The organism is Micromonospora sp. NPDC023869, assembly GCF_055559695.1.
Genome location: NZ_JBVHKD010000006.1, coordinates 164,130 through 181,725, shown reverse-complemented (window position 1 = coordinate 181,725; position 17,596 = coordinate 164,130). Strand labels below are relative to the sequence as shown.

Here is a 17,596-nt window from a genome sequence, read left to right as displayed (position 1 = left end):
ACCGCGCCGGGTGCTCCGTCGCTCGTTCGGGCCGCCCGGACGAGCAACGGAGAGGGGCTCACGATGGTGCGACGAAGCGGGCGTCGACGGGTCACCGCCCTGGTGGCGGTGCCATGCGCGGCGGCACTCGTCCTGTCCCTGACGGTCGCGACACCTGCGGTCGCCGCCCCGGAGGAGGTCGGGCCGGTCTTCGTCGACGGCCAGGCCCAGATCGTGCCCGAGTTCGCCGACTCCGCCGGCTGGGTCCGGCAGCAGTTGTGGGTGGAGACGGAGTTCGACTCCGACGGCGACGGCCGGCGCGACCGGATGCACGTGGACGTCACCCGACCGGGACAGACCGACGACGGCCTCAAGGTGCCGATCGTGTACGAGACCAGTCCCTACTACGCGGGCACCGCCTCCACCCAGGCGCAGTATTTCTGGACCGTCCGGCACGAGCTGGGGGAGGAGCCACCAGCCCGGACCTCGCCGCCGGGCATCGCCCACCGCGCGACCCGGACGGCGGTCTCCACCAGCGAGGTCGCCACCTGGGTGCCGCGTGGCTTCGCCGTGGTGCACTCCGACTCGCCGGGCACCGGCCTGTCGCAGGGCTGCCCGACAATCGGCGGCAGCAACGAGTCGTTGGCGCCCAAGGCGGTCATCGACTGGTTGAACGGGCGGGCCAAGGGCTACACCAGCGTCGACGGTGACGTGGAGGTCGCGGCCACCGGCTGGTCCACCGGCAAGGTCGGCATGACCGGTACGTCGTACAACGGCACGCTGCCGTTGGCCGCCGCCACCACCGGCGTGGACGGACTCGAAGCGATCATCCCGATCGCGCCGAACACCTCGTACTACCACTACTACCGCGCCAACGGCCTGGTCCGGAACCCGGGTGGCTGGGTCGGCGAGGACATCGACTACCTGTTCGACTACGTCCACAGTGGCTACCCGGACCGCCGGGCGTACTGCGTCGAGCAGGTCCGGGTCAACGAGCTGAACCGCTTCCAGGACCGCCGAAACGGCGACTACAACGACTTCTGGGCCGGGCGCGACTACCTGCACGCCGTCGGCGGCGTACGCGCGGCGACCCTGATGGCGCACGCCTTCAACGACTGGAACGTGATGCCCGAGCACAGCGTGCGGATCACCGATGCGCTCAAGGCCCAGGGCACTCCCGTGCAGATGTACTTCCACCAGGGCGGACACGGTGGTGCGCCGCCGCTGGAGATGCGCAACAAGTGGTTCAGCCGCTACCTGTACGACCTCCGCAACGGCGTGGAGGACGACGCGCGGGCCTGGGTGGTCCGCAACGAGACCGGGACCAGCACGCTCACCCCGTACCCGGACTACCCGAACCCGGCCGCGCAACCGGTGACCATGGTCCTCCAGCCCGGCGGCGACACCAGCGGCGGGCTGACCTCGCTGGCTCTGGCCGGTACGGGCGTGGAGTCGCTCGTGGACGCCGGTGACACCGCCTGCAACGCCGGCGCCCTCGCCACCACCGTCTCGGACCAGCGGCTGCTCTACGTGACGCCGGAACTCACCGCCCCGGTGCACATCTCCGGCACCGCCACCGTGACGCTGCGGATGCGGTCGAGCAAGCCGGCGGTCAACCTGTCGGTGGCGCTGGTACGCCTGCCCTGGACCAGCGCGTCGGGCTGCACCTCCAGCACCCAGGGCAGCACCACCAGCATCATCACCCGGGGCTGGGCCGACCCGCAGAACCGCCACTCGCTGACCCGCGGCGAGCCGCTCGTGCCGGGGGAGTTCGTCGAGGTGACCGTACCGTTGCAGCCGGACGACCAGGTCGTGCCCGCGGGCTACCGGATCGGCCTGATGGTCTTCTCCACCGACCGGGAGTTCACCCTGCAACCGGCCCCGGGCACCGTGCTCGGCGTGGACCTGGCGGCGTCGCGGCTGCGGCTGCCGGTGGTCGGCGGGCCGCTCGCCATGCCGATCTGCGTGGGCACCGACACCCGGGCGACCGTGGTGGTCGGTGGCGTGGACAGCCGGGTGGCCAACCGTGCGCTGGCCGGCACCTGCACCATCAACGACCACATCCTCGACGGTGAGCCGTGGCCGAACCGTGGTCAGTTCGTGCGGCACGTCAACGAGGTGGTGGACCGGCTGGTCACCGCCGGGGTGCTCACGCCGGGCCAGCGTGGACCGATCGTGTCGGCGGCCGCCCGCTCCGGCGTCGGCGGCTGACCGAGATGTAAGGAGGGGTCCCCTGCTATACACCAGGCGTTAGCAGGGGACCCCTCCTTACACGCCGGGCGATCGCGAGGGCGGGTCAGCCCGGTCGGGCCGCCCCGCCCTCGCGCCGTCGTCAGCTGGTCGGGAAGTTGTCCGGGGTACGGATCCGGTCGCGGACCCAGACCCCGGCGGGCTTGAGCACACCGGTGCCGGTGTACGCGCTGCCGTTGCAGGTGCCGGCGTTGAAGACGGCACCACTGCGGAAGTCGTCGGAGAAGTTCCAGTTCACCCAACTGATCTTCTTGGTGGCCATCAGGTCCAGGTACTGCTGGGCACGGGTGAAGTCGTTCGCCCCGTCACCGGAGGCGGTCTGGGTGCCGAACTCGGTGACGAAGACCGGCAGCCGGTCGGCGGTCCGGGACAGCGCGTTCAGGTACGTCGTGCCGTGCGAGGCGGCGTAGAAGTGGAACGTGTACATGATGTTCGACGCGTTCACCGGGCTGTTGACGATCTCGGTCTCCGAGGAGCCCTCGGACAGGCCCAGCGACGACCAGGCGCGCGTGCCGACCAGCACCACGCCGTCCGGGTCCTGCGCCCGGATGACCGGGATGATCTGCTCGGCGTAGCTCTTGATCGACGCCCAGCTCACCCCGTTCGGCTCGTTGGCCACCTCGTACAGGATGTTGGTCTTGTCCTTGTGGCGCTGGGCGATCTCGGTGAAGAAGGTACGGGCCCGGGCCAGGTTGTGGTTCGGGTCGCCCGGGGTGAGCATGTGCCAGTCGACGATGGCGTACATGCCGCGTGCGGTGGCCCGTTCGATGTAGTCGTGCACCCGGTCGGTGAAGCCGCGCGGGTCGGTCTCGTAGCCGCCCTCCTGGATGTACATGGAGATGCGCAGCACGTCGGCGTTCCAGTCGTAGGCGAGCGCGTCCAGCGAGGCGTTGTTGACGCACTGCGAGTACCACTGGATGCCGTGGGTGCTCATGCCGCGCAACTGGATCGGCCGGCCGTACCGGTTGCAGAGCTGCACGCCGCAGACCCGCAGTTGACCGTTGATCGAGGCGGGGGTGCCGGTCACCGTACCGGGTGCGGTGGTCGCGGAGACCGTCGTGCTCGCCGCCGAGACGTTCCCGGCGGCGTCGCGGGCCCGGACCGAGAAGGTGTACGCGGTGGCGGGGCTCAGGCCGCCGACGGTGGCCGAGGTGGTGCCGACGACGCTGGTGGCGAGCGTGCTGCCCCGGTAGACGTCGTAGCCGGTGACCCCGACGTTGTCGGTCGCGGCGTTCCAGGCCAGCGCCACGCTCGACGTGCTGGTGCCGGTCACCCGGAGGTTGCCGGGCACGCTGGGCGCCTGGGTGTCGGCGCTGCCCCCGCTGCACGAGCCGCCGTTGACGGTGCAGTTGGTCGGCGTGCCGCTGCCGGTGACGATGAAACCGAACGTGGTCGACGCACCGGCGGTCAGGGTGCCGTTCCAGGTGCGGTTGGTGAAGCTGTGCCGGTTGCCGCTGCTGGTCAGCAGGGCGTCCCAGTAGCTGCCGAGGGTGGAGCCGGCCGGCAGGTCGAAGTCGACCCGCCAACTGGTGATGGTGGTGGCGGTGTCGTTGCGGACGGTGAAGCGGGCCTCGTAGCCGCCACCCCACTCCTGGACCTTGGCGAAGTTCGCGGTCGCGGCCTGTGCGCCGGGGGCGGCGACCAGGACGCCGGCGATGGCGAGTGTGGCGGCGAGGACTCCGGACACCGCAGTACGCAGTCTGGACATTCCACTCCCTCTGTCGTCGTGGGGTAGCTGCCGACACGCGTCGAAACAGGACTGTAAAGATGTCTTACAGTTGGGTCAACCCATCGACGGGGACGCACGTCCACGCGAGGTTCGGGGGAACTCGGTCCGCAGGCGCTCGCGAGCGGACCCGAGGGCGAAGCCCAGCAGGTTGAGACCCTGCCATCGGGCCGGGTCGGCGGCCCGGGGATCGTCGGCGGTGAGCCCGATGCCCCAGATCCGGTCGACGGGGCTGGCCTCGACCAGGATCCGGTCGCCGGTGCCGAGCAGGAAGGCGCGCAGGTCGGGATGCTGGCCGAACTTCGCGACGCCGGCGTCGACCACGATCGCGAACCGATGGGCCTCCCAGGTGGCCTGGTCGAAGCCCTGGACCTGCCGCCCGAGCGACTTGGCCCGGCGCGGATCGGCCCCGGTCAGGACGCGGTCGGCCAGGTCGTCGTCGCCGAACAGCGTCGCCTTGGACCACATCATGTAGTGCTCGGCGGTGGCGAACTCGTGTCCGTCGACGGTGAACCGGGCGGGCCACCACTGGCTCAGGCAGCCGACCCCGACGCTGCCGTCCCGCTGCGGCTGGTGACCCCAGAACCGCAGATACCGCAGGTCGGCCCCGGAGGAGACGAGGTCGATCAGTTCCGCCACGCTGGACACGTTCACGGCGGCCAGTCTTCCCGTCCACCGCGTCGACCGCAGCCCGGTTTCCGGCGCGGCGGCCGGTCATGCACGCCCGGCGTCGCCTCGGCCACGCGCCCTCGGCGTCGGCCCCGGCCATGGGCGCGTGGCGTCGCCCCCGCCACACGCGTCCGGCGTCGCCCCGGCCTTCTGGGTCGGGACGACGCCGGTCATCTCGGCGGGGTCAGCTCCGCGGGACGTTCATCCGAGCGGGGATGAGGTCGTAGCGCGCGGGGTCGATGTTGTCCAGGGTGCCGTCGGTGATCGAGTCGACGATGCCGAAGAGGCCGTCCTCGACCTGCTTGGTCAGCATGCCGTGCTGCTTCTGGCCCCACGACTGGGTCTGGCCACGCGTCTCGAACAGGATGGTGGCGCTACCGCGCAGCGCGAACGAACCCAGCGCGGTGCCGGGCAGGTTCGTGTTCTGCGGGTAGAGCGTGACCTTGCTCTGCGGGGAGTTGCCGGACTGGAGCGCGTCGTAGACCGCGACGTTCACCCGGCGCGACGCGTCGTAGTCGAACTTCGGCCAGTTGCCGTGCTGCGCCGGGTCCGTGATGAAGCGTCCGGAGATCGACAGGGTGGTGTAGTCGTCCATCCCCACACCGGTGTAGCAGGCGGCCTGGTTGTGCAGGTCGGCGAAGACGTCGACGGTGCCGAACTCCCGCTCCAGCGATCGGTAGACGTCCCGGGCGGTCTGGGCCTCCGGGGTGATGTACCAGCCGACGGAGGCGCTGTTGCCCGGGAAGTCGCCGGGGCTGGGCACGTAGTCGAGGTTGGGGTTGAAGTCGCGGTTCACGTCGAACCCGCCGACCCGGGTGTTGTAGTTCCAGGCGGTCCGGGCGTCGGCCAACTGCGGGAAGTCGGCGACGACGTCGGCCCAGGTACGGGCGTTCTGCCGGGTGTCCAACTCGCTGCCGTCCGGGTTGAGCTTGGGGATGGCCACCACGGTGACCGCCTTGCGGATCTCCTCGGACCGCTTCGAGTTGTTGCCCAGCGTCCGCAGGGCGTCGAGCACCGCGGCCGTACCGTGCATCTCGTTGCCGTGGATCTGGCTCTGGATCAGGACGACCCGGTCGCCCTCGCCGACCCGGGCGGTCCAGATCTCGCGACCGTGGTTCGAATGGCCGGCCACGTCGACGCGGACCTTGCCGTTGCTGGTGTGTTCGATCTGCCGAAGGCTCCGACGGAGTTCCTCGTGGCTGATGAAGCCCTGCACCGACTTGTTGCCGGTCTCGTTTCCGCAGTGCGATTCGAGGGGTTGGGCGACCGCCGGCCCGGTGAGTGCCACCACGGCACCGGGAGCGCCGATGAGTAGTGCGGCGGCGACCGCGACAGAACGCTTGACCCGACGTGTTGGCGATGCCGCCATAGCTGAGCGCATGAATGTCCTCCACAGTGATCGGGTGGATCTAGTCCGTCACCTAAGCACAGGTCAGAGCCGGTAGCAATGCACGGCGGAGAGATCGGCCACCGTTTGCGGCCGAATGTCGGAACCGTGTTTCCGAAAGCATTCCGACCGATTTTCGGGAGGGCTCGCCGGGTGGCGGCGGGAAGTCTCAAGAATTCCTCAACAGTCGACCGGGAAGCTGCACTCCGAACGTGTGGCCGACTATTTTCGCGCGCACGGCCAGGAGTTGTCGGGAGATGGTCCGACGATTGTCGGAAAGTGGTTCGGCGATTGTCGGAGCAGTTTCCCGCAATTGTTTCCGATGCCTCGACAGATGTCGGAGGCGGCTCAGTCGGCGGACGGTTTCGGGGTGCCGCAGAGCGTGGTGCCGGGCGGGATGACCTCTTCGGCGCTGTGGATGCGGTACGGCGGCGGCCCCAACCGGCCGGACGGGTCGATCGGCGTGACGTTCAGCAACCGCAGGAACTTGTTGATCACCTTCGCCACCGGGGCCAGGATCGTGTAGCCGACGCCGTACGAGGCCCGGATGCCGATGCCCACGCCACGGCACACCGCCAGCGGCGCGCCCAGCGCCGACCCCATCGTCGTCCCGTACGCCGTCGATACCTCGAAGAAGAGGCCGGCCTTGAGCACGAACGCGCTGAACCCCAGGTCGAACCGGACCCGGTGCTCGGTGAGCAGGCCCGTCACGCCGACCGGCACTCCGCGCAGCGAGTTGATCAGGCTTTCCGTGCGCTGGAAGTTCTTGCTGACCTGTGGGTCGAACGTACCGCCCGCGTACCCGTACCCGAGCGAGCCGGCCAGGGAGAACTCGCCGTTGCCCTTGAGCGTCCCGGCCTTCGCGCCGAACGCGGTGGTGACCTTGACCGTCTGACTGATCGTCAGCGCCAGCGGCACGCCGATCACGGTGCCCATCGGGATGGCGAACTCGACCGGGATCGGCAGCACCGCCTTGATGTTCGGCCCTCCCTGAATGCCCGCCTCGAACGCGTACCGGATGCCGAAGCTGCCGGTGATCGACAGCTCGGCCCGGGTCACGCTGCCACCCCTGACGTCCAGATGGAAGCTCGCCTTGGGCTGGTCGAAGGTGAGCGCCGCCCGGCCGGACAGCTTGGTGCCGTCGCGGTCGTAGTGGAAGCTCACCTCGGCCCCGCTGCGCAGGCTGACTCCGGTGGAGAAGTTCGCCACGACCGACCTGACCTCGCCACCACCCCGGACCGGTGCCGGCTGCGCCGGCCGGGGCGGCGTCGGCGCGACCCGTAGCGGTCCGTGGCGACCGGCCCGGCCCGACGGGGTGGCCAGCGCCGCGTCGGCCTCCTCCTCGTCGAGCGTCCAGATCGGCTCACCGGCCTGGTAGGCGACCGGATCGTCGAGCGCGATGTCCTGCCGGGCCAGCGTGCCGTCGCGGATCACGTCGGTGACGGTCACCGGCCCGATCGTGGCCAGCAGGTCCCCACCCTCGCGCCGCAGGTCGAGCACCCGGCCGACCCCACGGCCGGTGACGAACATGACCTTCCCGGGCGCGAGGTCGTCGGCGCGGGGCGCGGCAGCGTCGATCCGCCAGGTGAGGCCGTCGGCGGTGACCGAGCGCACCGCGCGGCCACCGCCGCCGACGAGGACCACGTCCGGTTGGTACGTCAGATCGGGGTGCGGCACGGGTGCCATCCCGTACCGCAGCGCGGACTCGCTGTACGGGTCCTCGTCCAGCACGCGCAACGCGTCGACCGGTGACCTGCCGGTGCAGGCCGTGGCGGTCAGCAGCAGCACCACCGTGAGGACGGCCGAGACAAGCTTGCGCACCAGGGACTCCTCGCCGCCGGGGGTACGACCCGCCCTTCCGGCCGCCGAGCGGTGGCGTGGTCCGGTCAGGTCGGGTCAGCGGCGGTGCGATCGACAGTAGAGTCCGCTCGGCGCGGAGGAATCCGGAGTTTCCCCACCCGTCGGGAGCACCGCACGGGCCGGTCGCCGGTCTCCGAGGGGTGTTCCGATTCCTCCACCCGGGCGGCCGGACAGTGCGACAGTGGTCGGGAGGGCACGGGTCGGGGGCGGGGGAGTCGATGCGGATCGGGTACAAGCTGGCCAGCGAGGGATTCGGGCCGACCGAGATCATCCGACAGGCGGTCCGGGCCGAACAGGTCGGATTCGACTTCGTCGAGATGAGCGACCACTTCCACCCGTGGCTGGACGACCAGGGCCACTCCTCGTTCACCTGGACGGTGCTCGGCGCCGTCGCCGCGCGTACCGACCGGATCGGTCTGGCCACCGGGGTGACCTGCCCGACGGTGCGCTACCACCCGGCGATCATCGCGCAGGCCGCCGCCACCCTTGCGATCATCTCCGACAACCGGTTCACGCTCGGCGTCGGCGCCGGCGAGCGCCTCAACGAGCACGTCGTCGGCCAGGGGTTTCCGAGCGCACGCGGGCGGCACGAGCGGTTGCGCGAGGCGCTGGACATCATCCGGCTGCTCTGGTCCGGCGGCTACCACTCGTACGAGGGCAAGCACCTGCACCTGGAGGACGCGCGGGTGTTCGACCTGCCGGACCGTCCGCCGGTCATCGCCGTCGCCGCCAGCGGTGCCGCGTCGGTGGCCATCGCCGCCGAGCTGGGCGACGGGCTGTTCGCCACCGAGCCGGTGGCCGACCTGGTGCAGAACTACCAGCGGCTCGGCGGTCAGGGGCCGCGCTACGCGGAGGTCCCGATGGCCTGGGCCACCGACGAGGAGCAGGCGGTGCGGGCCGCCTGGGAGACCAGCCGCTGGGCGGTCACCGGCTGGAAGGTGATGAGCGAGCTGCCGAACCCGATCAACTTCGAGGCTGCCGCGCGGACCGTCACCCCGGACGACGTCCGCGCGCAGTTCGCCGTCGGCCCCGACCCGGACACGTACGTCCAGGCGGTCCGCACGTACGTCGACGCCGGTTTCGACCACATCGTGCTGCAGAACGCCGGGCCGGATCCGGACGGGTTCCTCGACTTCTTCCGCGACGTCCTGGCCGAGCGCCTGCGCGCACTCGGCTGACCGCCGCACTCCCGTCCGCGCGCCGCGTACCCGCTTCGTCGCGGGGTGTCGCGGCGCGTCGTCGTGCTCTGCTGCGGTGCGCAGGCGCGGCTAGGCTCGATCATGCCGCCCTCGCCCCACCCCGTGGCGGCCCGCGTCGACCCGTCCTACCTGGGAGAGCTGTGACCCTCGTCAGCGCCTACACCGCCTCGTCCGCGACCGCGCCCCTCGCGCCGGGTCAGATCCGTCGACGGGAGGTGGGACCCCGCGACGTGCTGATCCAGATCGCCTGGGCCGGGATCTGCCACTCCGACATCCACACCGTGCGCGGCGACTGGGGCACCGTGCCGTACCCGCTGACCGTCGGGCACGAGATCGTCGGCGTCGTCACCGAGGTCGGTGCGGAGGTGACCCGGCACGCCGTGGGTGACCGGGTCGGGGTCGGCTGCATGGTCGACTCGTGCCGGGAGTGCGCCAACTGCCAGGCCGGTCAGGAGCAGTACTGCCTGCGCGGGTTCACCGACACCTACAACGGCACCGACCGGGACGGCTCGGTCACCCAGGGCGGCTACTCGACGCACATCGTGGTGGACGAGCACTTCGTGCTGCGGATCCCCGAGTCGATCCCGTTCGAGAAGGCCGCGCCGCTGCTCTGCGCCGGCATCACCACGTACTCGCCGCTGCGGCACTGGAAGGCCGGGCCCGGCCGCCGGGTCGCGGTGGTCGGCCTCGGCGGTCTCGGCCACATGGCGGTGCAGCTCGCCGCCGCGATGGGCGCGGAGGTGACGGTGCTGTCCCAGACGCTGAACAAGCGCGACGACGGGCTGCGCCTCGGTGCCACGCACTACCACGCCACCAACGACCCGGAGACCTTCACCCGGCTGCGGTACGGCTTCGACCTGATCGTCAACACGGTGAGCGCGCAGATCGACCTGGAGGACTACCTGAACCTGCTCGCCCTGGACGGCACGCTGGTGACCGTCGGCGCGCCGCCGGAGCCGATGCCGGTCCGCATGTTCACGCTCTTCGACAACCGGCGGTCGCTGGCCGGGTCCACCATCGGCGGGATCCGCGAGACCCAGGAGATGCTCGACCTCTGCGCCGAGCGGGGGATCGCCCCCGAGGTGGAGGTGATCGAGGCAGCCCAGGTCAACGACGCCTGGGAGCGGGTGCTCGCCGCCGACGTGCGCTACCGGTTCGTGATCGACATGTCCACGATGACGTCCTGAGCCGGGGTGCGCCGACGCGTGCTCGGCCCGCCTTTTCCTCAATTTTCGCCGCCACCTGGTTCGCTGCTCGCAGGACCGGACGACGCAGCAGACCGCCGAAGGAGACGAATGCGATACCACGTGTGGGCCGGATCGGCCCTGGCCGTACTGCTGGTGGCCGGGACCGCCGCGTGCGGCAACGGCGACACCGACGCCACCGGCCCCGGCCCGGACCCGGGCCCGGTGGCCACCAGCACGGCGAGCAGTTCCCCGTCGGCGGCGCCCGACCTCGACGCGGGGGAGGAACTGGCCCGGGGCATCGACGTGCCGTGGGGGCTGGCGTTCCTGCCCGGCGGCGACGCGCTGGTCGCCGAGCGCAACACCGGCCGGGTCCTGCGGATCTCTCCGGGCGGCGGCACGCCCGACGAGGTCACCACGGTGCCCGGCGTGAGCGCCGGTGGTGAGGGCGGGCTGCTCGGGCTCGCCGTGTCGCCGGACTTCGCCGACGACGACCTGGTCTACGCCTACTTCACCGCGTCCGACGACAACCGCATCGTCCGGTTCCGGCTCGACGGCGGCCAGCCGGAGGTGGTCTTCTCCGGCATCCCCAAGGCCAGCTTCCACAACGGCGGACGCATCGCCTTCGGCCCCGACGGCTTGCTGTACGTCGGCACCGGCGACGCCGGGGACACCGGCAGCTCCCAGGACCCGGCCAGCCCGGCCGGCAAGATCCTGCGGCTCACGCCGGACGGCGAACCGGCGGCCGGCAACCCGACCGCCGGCTCTCCGGTCTACAGCCTCGGGCACCGCAACGTGCAGGGCCTGGCCTGGGACCCGGAGGGCCGACTCTTCGCCACCGAGTTCGGGCAGAACGACGTCGACGAGGTCAACCTGATCGAGGCCGGGGGCAACTACGGCTGGCCCGAGGTCGAGGGTGAGGGCGACACCGCGGGCGGGCGCTACACCAACCCGCTGGTCACCTGGTCCACCCGCGAGGCGTCGCCGTCCGGCATGGCGATCACCGCCGGCAACGCCTACGTCGCGGCGCTGCGCGGCGAGCGGCTCTGGGTGGTGCCGCTCGACGGTGATCGGCTCGGCGAGCCGTCCGCGCGGCTCGACGGGTACGGGCGGCTGCGTACCGTGCAGGTGGCCCCGGACGGGGCGCTCTGGGTCACCACGTCCAACACCGACGGGCGGGGCGACGTCCGTGACGGCGACGACCGGGTGCTGCGCTTCCCGGCTCGCTGAACCGTGGCCCGGCGGGCCCGACGGGGTCCGCCGGGGATGCGGGTGTCAGGCCACCGCGCCGTGCAGGACCACGTGCTCCGGCGGCGCGGTGCCGAACACCACGTCACCGTGGAAGACGGCCCGGCCCGACGGCCCGTCCAGGCTGAACGAGACGCGGTCGAACCGGCTGCCGTCGAGGCGGGTGGTGCCGTGGAACTGGGCACCGGTGAAGTCGACGTGTCCGGCCTCACCGCCACGCAGGTCGAGGTCGACCAGCGTGGCGCCGCAGAGCCACAGGTGCACCCCCCGCCACTGTCCCGGCCCCGGACGCAGCCGGTCGGCGAGCAGCCGCTGCGCCAGTCGCCGTTCCCGCAGCAGGGCGTCCTGCCCGGCGGTGCGGCCCTCGGCGTCCAGCGGGAACGGCACGGGCACCCGCAGGAAGGCGCAGAACGCCGTCACGACGCGCTGCCGCAGCTCGGGTCGGTCGTCCCCGAGCCGGGCCAGGATCCGCAGCCCGGCCGCACGCACCACCGGGTCGGTGTCGGCCAACTGCCGGGTGTACGGCGCGACCGAGGCGTCCGGCGTCAGGGGACCGCCCGTGGCGTCCACCGTCCAGCCGAACGGCCACTGCGACTCGCCGTCGTCGGTGCCGCCGGACCAGTGGGCGCCGGTCAGGTCACCGCCGGGGTGGGTGAGGTGGGCCCGCCCGGCGAACCGGGCACCGGTGAAGGTCGCCCGGGCCCCGAAGCGAGCGTGGTGGAACCAGGCCGGGCCGTCGAAGCGTACGTCCCGGAACGACACGTCACCGACGAACCGCGCGCCGTCGCCACCCTCCTCCCAGTCCTGGTAGTCCTCCACCAGGACCGCCACCGGCCAGTGCGGGTCGTCCTCGTTGGGCTCCTCCCACGGCGCCGGGGTGATCTCGTCCACCGTGTCCCACGCCTCGTCCTCCTCCCACCAGGTCTCGGCGCCCCGGCCGAACCAGGCCATGCCGGCGAACACCGCGCCGGTGAAGTCGGTCCGTCCCCGGAACCGGGTCCGGCCGAAGGCGGCGTCGCCGGTGACCCGCAGGCCGGTGAAGGTGGCGTCGTCGGCGAAGACCGCGCGCGAGAACGACGCGTCGGTGTCGACGACTACCCCCTCGAAGGCGGTGACACCGTGGAACCGGGTGTCGGCGAACCGGGCCGCCCGCAGTCGACAGGCGCGGAAGTCGGCGTCGTGCAGCGTCGCGCCGGACAGGTCCACGCCGATCCCGTCCCAGGGCGGGGTCCTCGGGGCCGGGCCGGAGCCGCGCAGTCGGTCGGTGAGCAGGCGCAGCACCGCCCGACGTTCCTCGGCGTCGACGTCCTCCGGCGCGGGCGCGGACCGCAACCACGCGCAGATCGTGTCGGCGATCGGCTGTCGCCGTGCGGGGTCGGTCGCGCCGAGGGCGACCAGTGCCTGCGCCGCCGCGAACCGCGCGCCGGGCACGGCGGCGGTCAGCCGTCGCACCGCCTCGCGGTACGCCGTCGAGGTGTCGTCCACGGCGCGAGCCTAGTACGGCGACGCCCATCGTGATCATGGTCGGCCGGACCGCTGCCCTGTGGCACCGCTCAGGACGCGGGTGCGGTGCGGGCGCCCGCGGTCAGGATCGCCTCGGCCAGCGCGGCCACCGTGTCGGCGGGCGCGCTGTCGCGGTGCAGCAGGACGAACTCCACCTCGCCCAGCGGCGGCAACCGGTGTCCGGCCGGGGCCGGCACCAACCCGGGCGGGACCAGCTCGGCAGAGTGCGCCATCACCCCGAGACCGGCACGGGTCGCAGCTACCAGCCCACCGAGGCTGGTGCTGGTGCAGGTGAGCTGCCAGGCGCGACCGGCCGCGCCGAGCGCGTCTAGGGCCTGCGCCCGGGAGATGCTGGGCGGCGGGTACGCGACCAGCGGCACCGGTTCGTCCGGACCGAGCCGGTGACCGGGGGCCGCCAGCCAGATCAGCCGGTCCCGCCAGACCAGCCGGCCCCGGTCCTGCCCGGCCAGGCGCTTGGCGAAGACCACGTCCAACTGCTGCGCGTCGAGCCGGTGGTGCAGGGTGCCGCTCAGGTCGACGGTCAGCTCCAGGTGCACCAGCGGATGGCGGTGCCGGAAGTCGCGCAGCACCCGGGGCAGGTGGGTGGAGATCAGGTCGTCGGAGACGCCGAGCCGAAGCCGGCCGCGTACCGGTCCGGCGGCGAAGTGGCGTCGGGCACGGTCGCCCGCGTCCAGGATGTCGCGGGCGAAGGTCACCATCGCCTCGCCGTCGACGGTGAGGCCGACGCTGTGCGTGTCCCGCACGAACAACGCGCGGCCGGTCTCGGCCTCCAGCCGCCGGACGTGCTGACTCACCGTGGACTGGCGCAGCCCCAGTCGGGCCGCCGCCCGGGTGAAGCTCAGAGCCTGGGCCACCGCCAGGAAGCTGCGCAGCTGAACGGGGTCGTACACCCGGCGAAGCTATCACGTTGTGTGATGGCAGTCAGCATGATGATCGCCTTTCCCACTGATCCATCCGGGCCGACAATGGTCGGGCAGCCGCCCCGAGGTGGGCGGACGGCAGGAGCGACCGGAGGGGAGAGGCGATGCGCTGGCCGCGTCGGCTGCCGATCGACCCGTTCATCGCGGCGCTGTTCGGCACCGTGGCGTTGGCCGCCCTGCTCCCGTTGCGGGGCACGGCCGCCGAGGCGGGGCGGGTGGCGGCCCAGGTCGCGGTGGCGTTGCTCTTCTTCCTGCACGGCGCCAAGATCGCCCCGAGGGCGGCGCTCGCCGGTGCCCGGCACTGGCGGCTGCACGCGGTGGTGCTGCTCGCCACGTTCGTCCTCTTCCCGCTGCTCGGGCTCGCCGCCGCACCGCTGCGACCGGCGGTGCTGACCCCCGAGCTGTACCAGGGGCTGCTCTTCCTCTGCGCGGTGCCGTCCACGGTGCAGACCTCGATCGCGTTCACCGCCATCGCCCGGGGCAACGTGCCGGCGGCCGTCTTCACCGCCTCCTTCTCCAACATCGCCGGCATCGCGCTCACCCCGCTGCTGGTCACCCTGCTGCTCCAGGGCTCCGGCGAGGTACGCGTCAGCGCCGGCTCGATCGGCACGGTGGTGCTGCAACTGCTCGTGCCGTTCGTCGCGGGTCAACTCTCCCGCCGGTGGACCGCCGGCTGGATCGAGCGGCACCGCTCACTGACCGGCCGGGTCGACCGGGGCGCGATCCTGCTGGTGGTCTACTCGGCCTTCAGCGCCGGCGTGGTGGCCGGGGTCTGGGACGAGGTCTCGCCGGGACGGCTGGCCGTCCTGATCGCCGTCGTCGCCGGGCTGCTCGCGCTGGTGCTGGGGCTGCTGTACGCCGGTGGCCGGCTACTCCGCTTCGAGCGGCCCGACCAGGTGACGATCCTGTTCTGCGGGGCCAAGAAGAGCCTGGCCACCGGGCTGCCGATGGCCGCCGTGCTGGTGCAGCCCGAGGCGCTCGGCCTGCTGGTGCTGCCCCTGATGATCTACCACCAGATCCAACTCGTCGTCTGTGCCGCCATCGCCCGCCGCTGGGCTGACCGCGGGTAAGGAGGGGTCCCCTACTAACGCCTCGTGTATAGGAGGGGTCCCCTCCTTACACCTCAGGGCGTGCGGCGTGGACGGAAGGCGCGGCCCCGGCCCAGCGCGTCGGTGTATCCCCACCGACCGGGGATGTCGAGCAGCTCGATCTGGCCCATCTGTTCCGGCACCCCGGCCTCCACCGCCAGGTGGTTCGCGTACGGCTCCAGGCCGAGCAGCGTCCGCAGCACCATTAGGGGCGTACCGCTGGACGGGGCGTACGGGCTGTCGGCGAGCCCGTACGGCACCGGGACCTTGGTGGCGGCCCGGTCGTAGCCGGTGAGGTACGCGGGCAGCCGGCCGTCGAAGTAGCGGCTCGCCTCCAGCATCCCCTCGGCGATGCGCGCCGCCTCCGCACGGAACCCGGCCCGGCACAGCCCCCACGCGATCACCGAGTTGTCCCAGGGCCAGACCGCGCCGGTGTGCCGCCCGAGCGGGTTGTAGCCGGGTTCGTCCTCGGCGACGGTGCGGATGCCCCAGCCCGACCAGAGGCCGGGACCGAACAGGTGCCGCACCACGTCGTCGCGCCGCGACATCGGGACCATGTCGCTCCAGAGCAGGTGGCCCATGTTCGAGGCCAGCCCGTCCACCGGTCGGCCGTCGACGGAGAGCGCCACCGCGTAGTGCCCCCGCTCGGGCAGCCAGAAGTCCCGGTCGAAGCGGTCCTGCAACTCGGCGGCCTCGCGGTCCAGTCTGTCGGCCCACTCCGGGTCCCCCCAGAACAGGCGCGCCATCCGGGCGGCCCGCCGTTTGGCGTCGTAGGTGTAGCCCTGGACCTCACAGGTCGCCTGCGGGAACCCGGCCGGACGGCCGTCGGCGAAGCAGATCGCCTGCGCCGAGCTGCGCCAGGTGCCGCCCACCTGCTCGGTGCGGCTGGTCTCGCACCCGGCCCAGACGTAACCGGTGCGATGCGGGTCGGCGGGGCCGTCGAGCCAGGCGATGGCCGCCCGCACCTCGTACTCGTAGCCGCGGACCACGTCGGCGTCGCCGGTCCACCGCTCGTACTCGTCGAGCAGGATGACGAAGAGCGCGGTGGTGTCGACGGCGGTGAAGTTGGCCGACTCGGGGGTGTCGTTGAAGGCGGCCGAGTCGCCGTACCGGCACTCCTGGACGATCTTGCCCGGCTGTTCGCCCCGGAACGGGTCGTCGCGCGCGCCCTGGGTCAGCGCCAGGATGCGCAGGGTCCGGGCCGCCCGTTCCGGCAGGAAGGGCAGCGCCTGGAAGCTGCTGACCAGGCTCTCCCTGACCAGCAGGGTCATCGACCAGGGCAGGCCGGTGGCGGGTAGCCCCTCGAGGTAGTTGAGGCCGGGGTAGTGCAGCGCGGCGAGGTCGTGCACGGACCGCTCGTACGCCTGCTGCAACGGCCCGTAGTCGGCGCGTAGCCGGGGTGCCGACGAGGTCAGCCGGGCGATGTCGGTCAGGAGTCGGGTGTCGGAGCGTCCGGTCGAGCTGTTCAGCCGCTCCCGCAGGTCACGGCTGTGCAGGTCACGGACGAGGGTGAGCACCCGCAGCCTGGTGCTCCAGGCGCTCTTCGCCTCGACCGTGACCGTGAAGGTCAACCCGTCCTCGTCGATGACGGCCGGTTCGCTGGCCGTGACCACGGTCTCCCGGTGCAGGCTCTCCCGCTTGTAGTGCAGCCGCAGGGTGTCCCGCTCCACCGTGGCGACCACCGGTCGGTCCCGGCGGAGGCCGCTGCGGACCTCGGGGACCTCGGCGAAGTCCGCGGCGACCGCCAGTCGCATGGTGTAGCGCACTGCTGCGGGCGCGTGGTTGAGCAGGGTGATCTCCTCCTGGAACTCCTTGTCCACCCGGCGTCGCCGCATGATCGAGGTGGTCGCGCTGACGTAGTGGGTGGGCTCACCGGGCACCAGCCCGAACCGGGACTCCCAGGTGTGCACCGCGTCGTGGGAGAGCACCGAGAGTTGCTCCCCGTCGAGGGTCAGGTCCCAGGTCGACAGGAACCGGGTGTCGAAGAAGTAGAGGCCCATCGGCGTGGTCGGTGTGGTCCCGACGTTCCCGTTGGCTTCGCTGATCATGAACAGGCTGCCGGCGAAGATGCGGGTGGCCTGCTGGAGTCCGACCAGGCCGGGCTCGGCGAAGGCCGTACCCAATTCGGCCGGCTCGGTGGCGCCACTGTAGGCGGCCACCGGCAGCAGCCGGCGGAAGAGGTGCATCAGGGCGAGGTCGCCCTCGACCGAGAGCACTCCCCGGAACAGCATCGAGACGAAGTGGTCGTGGCCGGCGAGGAGGCGCTCGAAGGAGGCCCGGCTCATCTCCACCCGACAGTCGGCGTGGCTGCCGTCCCGGCGCGCGTGGGCGCGGCCGTCGGCGAGCGTGACGAACCAGGTGTCGTCCCCGTCGAAGTCGAGGCGGAGCACTCCGGTGGGCGTGGTGGGCAGGCGACCGGGCGGTGTCTCGGCCAGGCTCGCGAAGAAGCTGTCGAGCAGTCCGTCCACCTGCCCCTCCCCGTCCACCCGCCGCGCCGGTAACACGGTAAATCGGACATACAACATATAATTGTCTTCTGGTGCGGGGCCGTGCTTCAGTGGA

12 protein-coding genes are annotated in these 17,596 nt (G+C 71.7%); 5 read left to right on the top strand and 7 right to left on the bottom strand.

Translation table 11 applies throughout. The features are described 5' to 3' along the window. The first annotated feature begins 63 nt into the window (after nucleotides 1-63). Entirely contained in the window at nucleotides 64-2,190 is a 2,127-nt protein-coding gene (locus ACZ31C_RS18785; RefSeq protein ID WP_465796373.1) for a Xaa-Pro dipeptidyl-peptidase, read from the top strand. 121 nt (nucleotides 2,191-2,311) lie between these two features. On the opposite strand, the gene ACZ31C_RS18780 is transcribed toward ACZ31C_RS18785, so the two are convergent. The 4 genes from ACZ31C_RS18780 to ACZ31C_RS18765 form a co-directional block, all read right to left on the bottom strand. Continuing rightward, nucleotides 2,312-3,937 (bottom strand): cellulase family glycosylhydrolase, encoded by a 1,626-nt coding sequence (locus ACZ31C_RS18780; RefSeq protein WP_465796372.1) that lies wholly within the window; start codon nucleotides 3,935-3,937, stop codon nucleotides 2,312-2,314. Nucleotides 3,938-4,012: 75 nt separating this feature from the next. After that, nucleotides 4,013-4,609, bottom strand: coding sequence for an NADAR family protein (locus tag ACZ31C_RS18775; protein WP_465796371.1), 597 nt, complete (start codon nucleotides 4,607-4,609; stop codon nucleotides 4,013-4,015). A gap of 199 nt (nucleotides 4,610-4,808) precedes the next feature. Further along, a complete protein-coding gene (locus tag ACZ31C_RS18770) occupies nucleotides 4,809-5,993 on the bottom strand; it encodes a M14 family zinc carboxypeptidase (protein ID WP_465796370.1) in 1,185 nt (394 codons plus the stop codon). A 366-nt stretch (nucleotides 5,994-6,359) separates the two neighbouring features. Next, nucleotides 6,360-7,832 (bottom strand): hypothetical protein, encoded by a 1,473-nt coding sequence (locus tag ACZ31C_RS18765; protein ID WP_465796369.1) that lies wholly within the window; start codon nucleotides 7,830-7,832, stop codon nucleotides 6,360-6,362. A 257-nt stretch (nucleotides 7,833-8,089) separates the two neighbouring features. On the opposite strand from ACZ31C_RS18765, the gene ACZ31C_RS18760 reads away from it, so the two are divergent. The 3 genes from ACZ31C_RS18760 to ACZ31C_RS18750 all read left to right on the top strand — a co-directional run bounded on the left by ACZ31C_RS18760 (nucleotide 8,090) and on the right by ACZ31C_RS18750 (nucleotide 11,484). Further along, nucleotides 8,090-9,049, top strand: a complete 960-nt coding sequence (locus ACZ31C_RS18760; RefSeq protein WP_465796368.1) for a TIGR03557 family F420-dependent LLM class oxidoreductase — start codon at nucleotides 8,090-8,092, stop codon at nucleotides 9,047-9,049. Between the two features lie 161 nt (nucleotides 9,050-9,210). After that, nucleotides 9,211-10,257 carry an NAD(P)-dependent alcohol dehydrogenase gene (locus ACZ31C_RS18755; protein ID WP_465796367.1) on the top strand — a complete coding sequence of 349 codons (1,047 nt, stop codon included), beginning with the start codon at nucleotides 9,211-9,213 and terminating at the stop codon, nucleotides 10,255-10,257. A 108-nt stretch (nucleotides 10,258-10,365) separates the two neighbouring features. Further along, complete coding sequence (locus ACZ31C_RS18750) at nucleotides 10,366-11,484, top strand: PQQ-dependent sugar dehydrogenase (protein ID WP_465796366.1); 1,119 nt, start codon at nucleotides 10,366-10,368, stop codon at nucleotides 11,482-11,484. A 45-nt stretch (nucleotides 11,485-11,529) separates the two neighbouring features. On the opposite strand, the gene ACZ31C_RS18745 is transcribed toward ACZ31C_RS18750, so the two are convergent. After that, nucleotides 11,530-12,987: a pentapeptide repeat-containing protein gene (locus tag ACZ31C_RS18745; protein ID WP_465796365.1), complete on the bottom strand. Its 1,458-nt coding sequence runs from the start codon at nucleotides 12,985-12,987 to the stop codon at nucleotides 11,530-11,532. 68 nt (nucleotides 12,988-13,055) lie between these two features. Next, a complete protein-coding gene (locus tag ACZ31C_RS18740; RefSeq protein ID WP_465796364.1) occupies nucleotides 13,056-13,916 on the bottom strand; it encodes a LysR family transcriptional regulator in 861 nt (286 codons plus the stop codon). Nucleotides 13,917-14,050: 134 nt separating this feature from the next. Here ACZ31C_RS18740 and ACZ31C_RS18735 point away from each other — a divergent pair, with 134 nt between their 5' ends. Further along, a complete protein-coding gene (locus ACZ31C_RS18735; RefSeq protein WP_465796363.1) occupies nucleotides 14,051-15,016 on the top strand; it encodes a bile acid:sodium symporter family protein in 966 nt (321 codons plus the stop codon). 53 nt (nucleotides 15,017-15,069) lie between these two features. On the opposite strand, the gene ACZ31C_RS18730 is transcribed toward ACZ31C_RS18735, so the two are convergent. After that, nucleotides 15,070-17,502 (bottom strand): glycogen debranching N-terminal domain-containing protein, encoded by a 2,433-nt coding sequence (locus ACZ31C_RS18730; protein WP_465796362.1) that lies wholly within the window; start codon nucleotides 17,500-17,502, stop codon nucleotides 15,070-15,072. Between the last annotated feature and the right edge of the window lie 94 nt (nucleotides 17,503-17,596).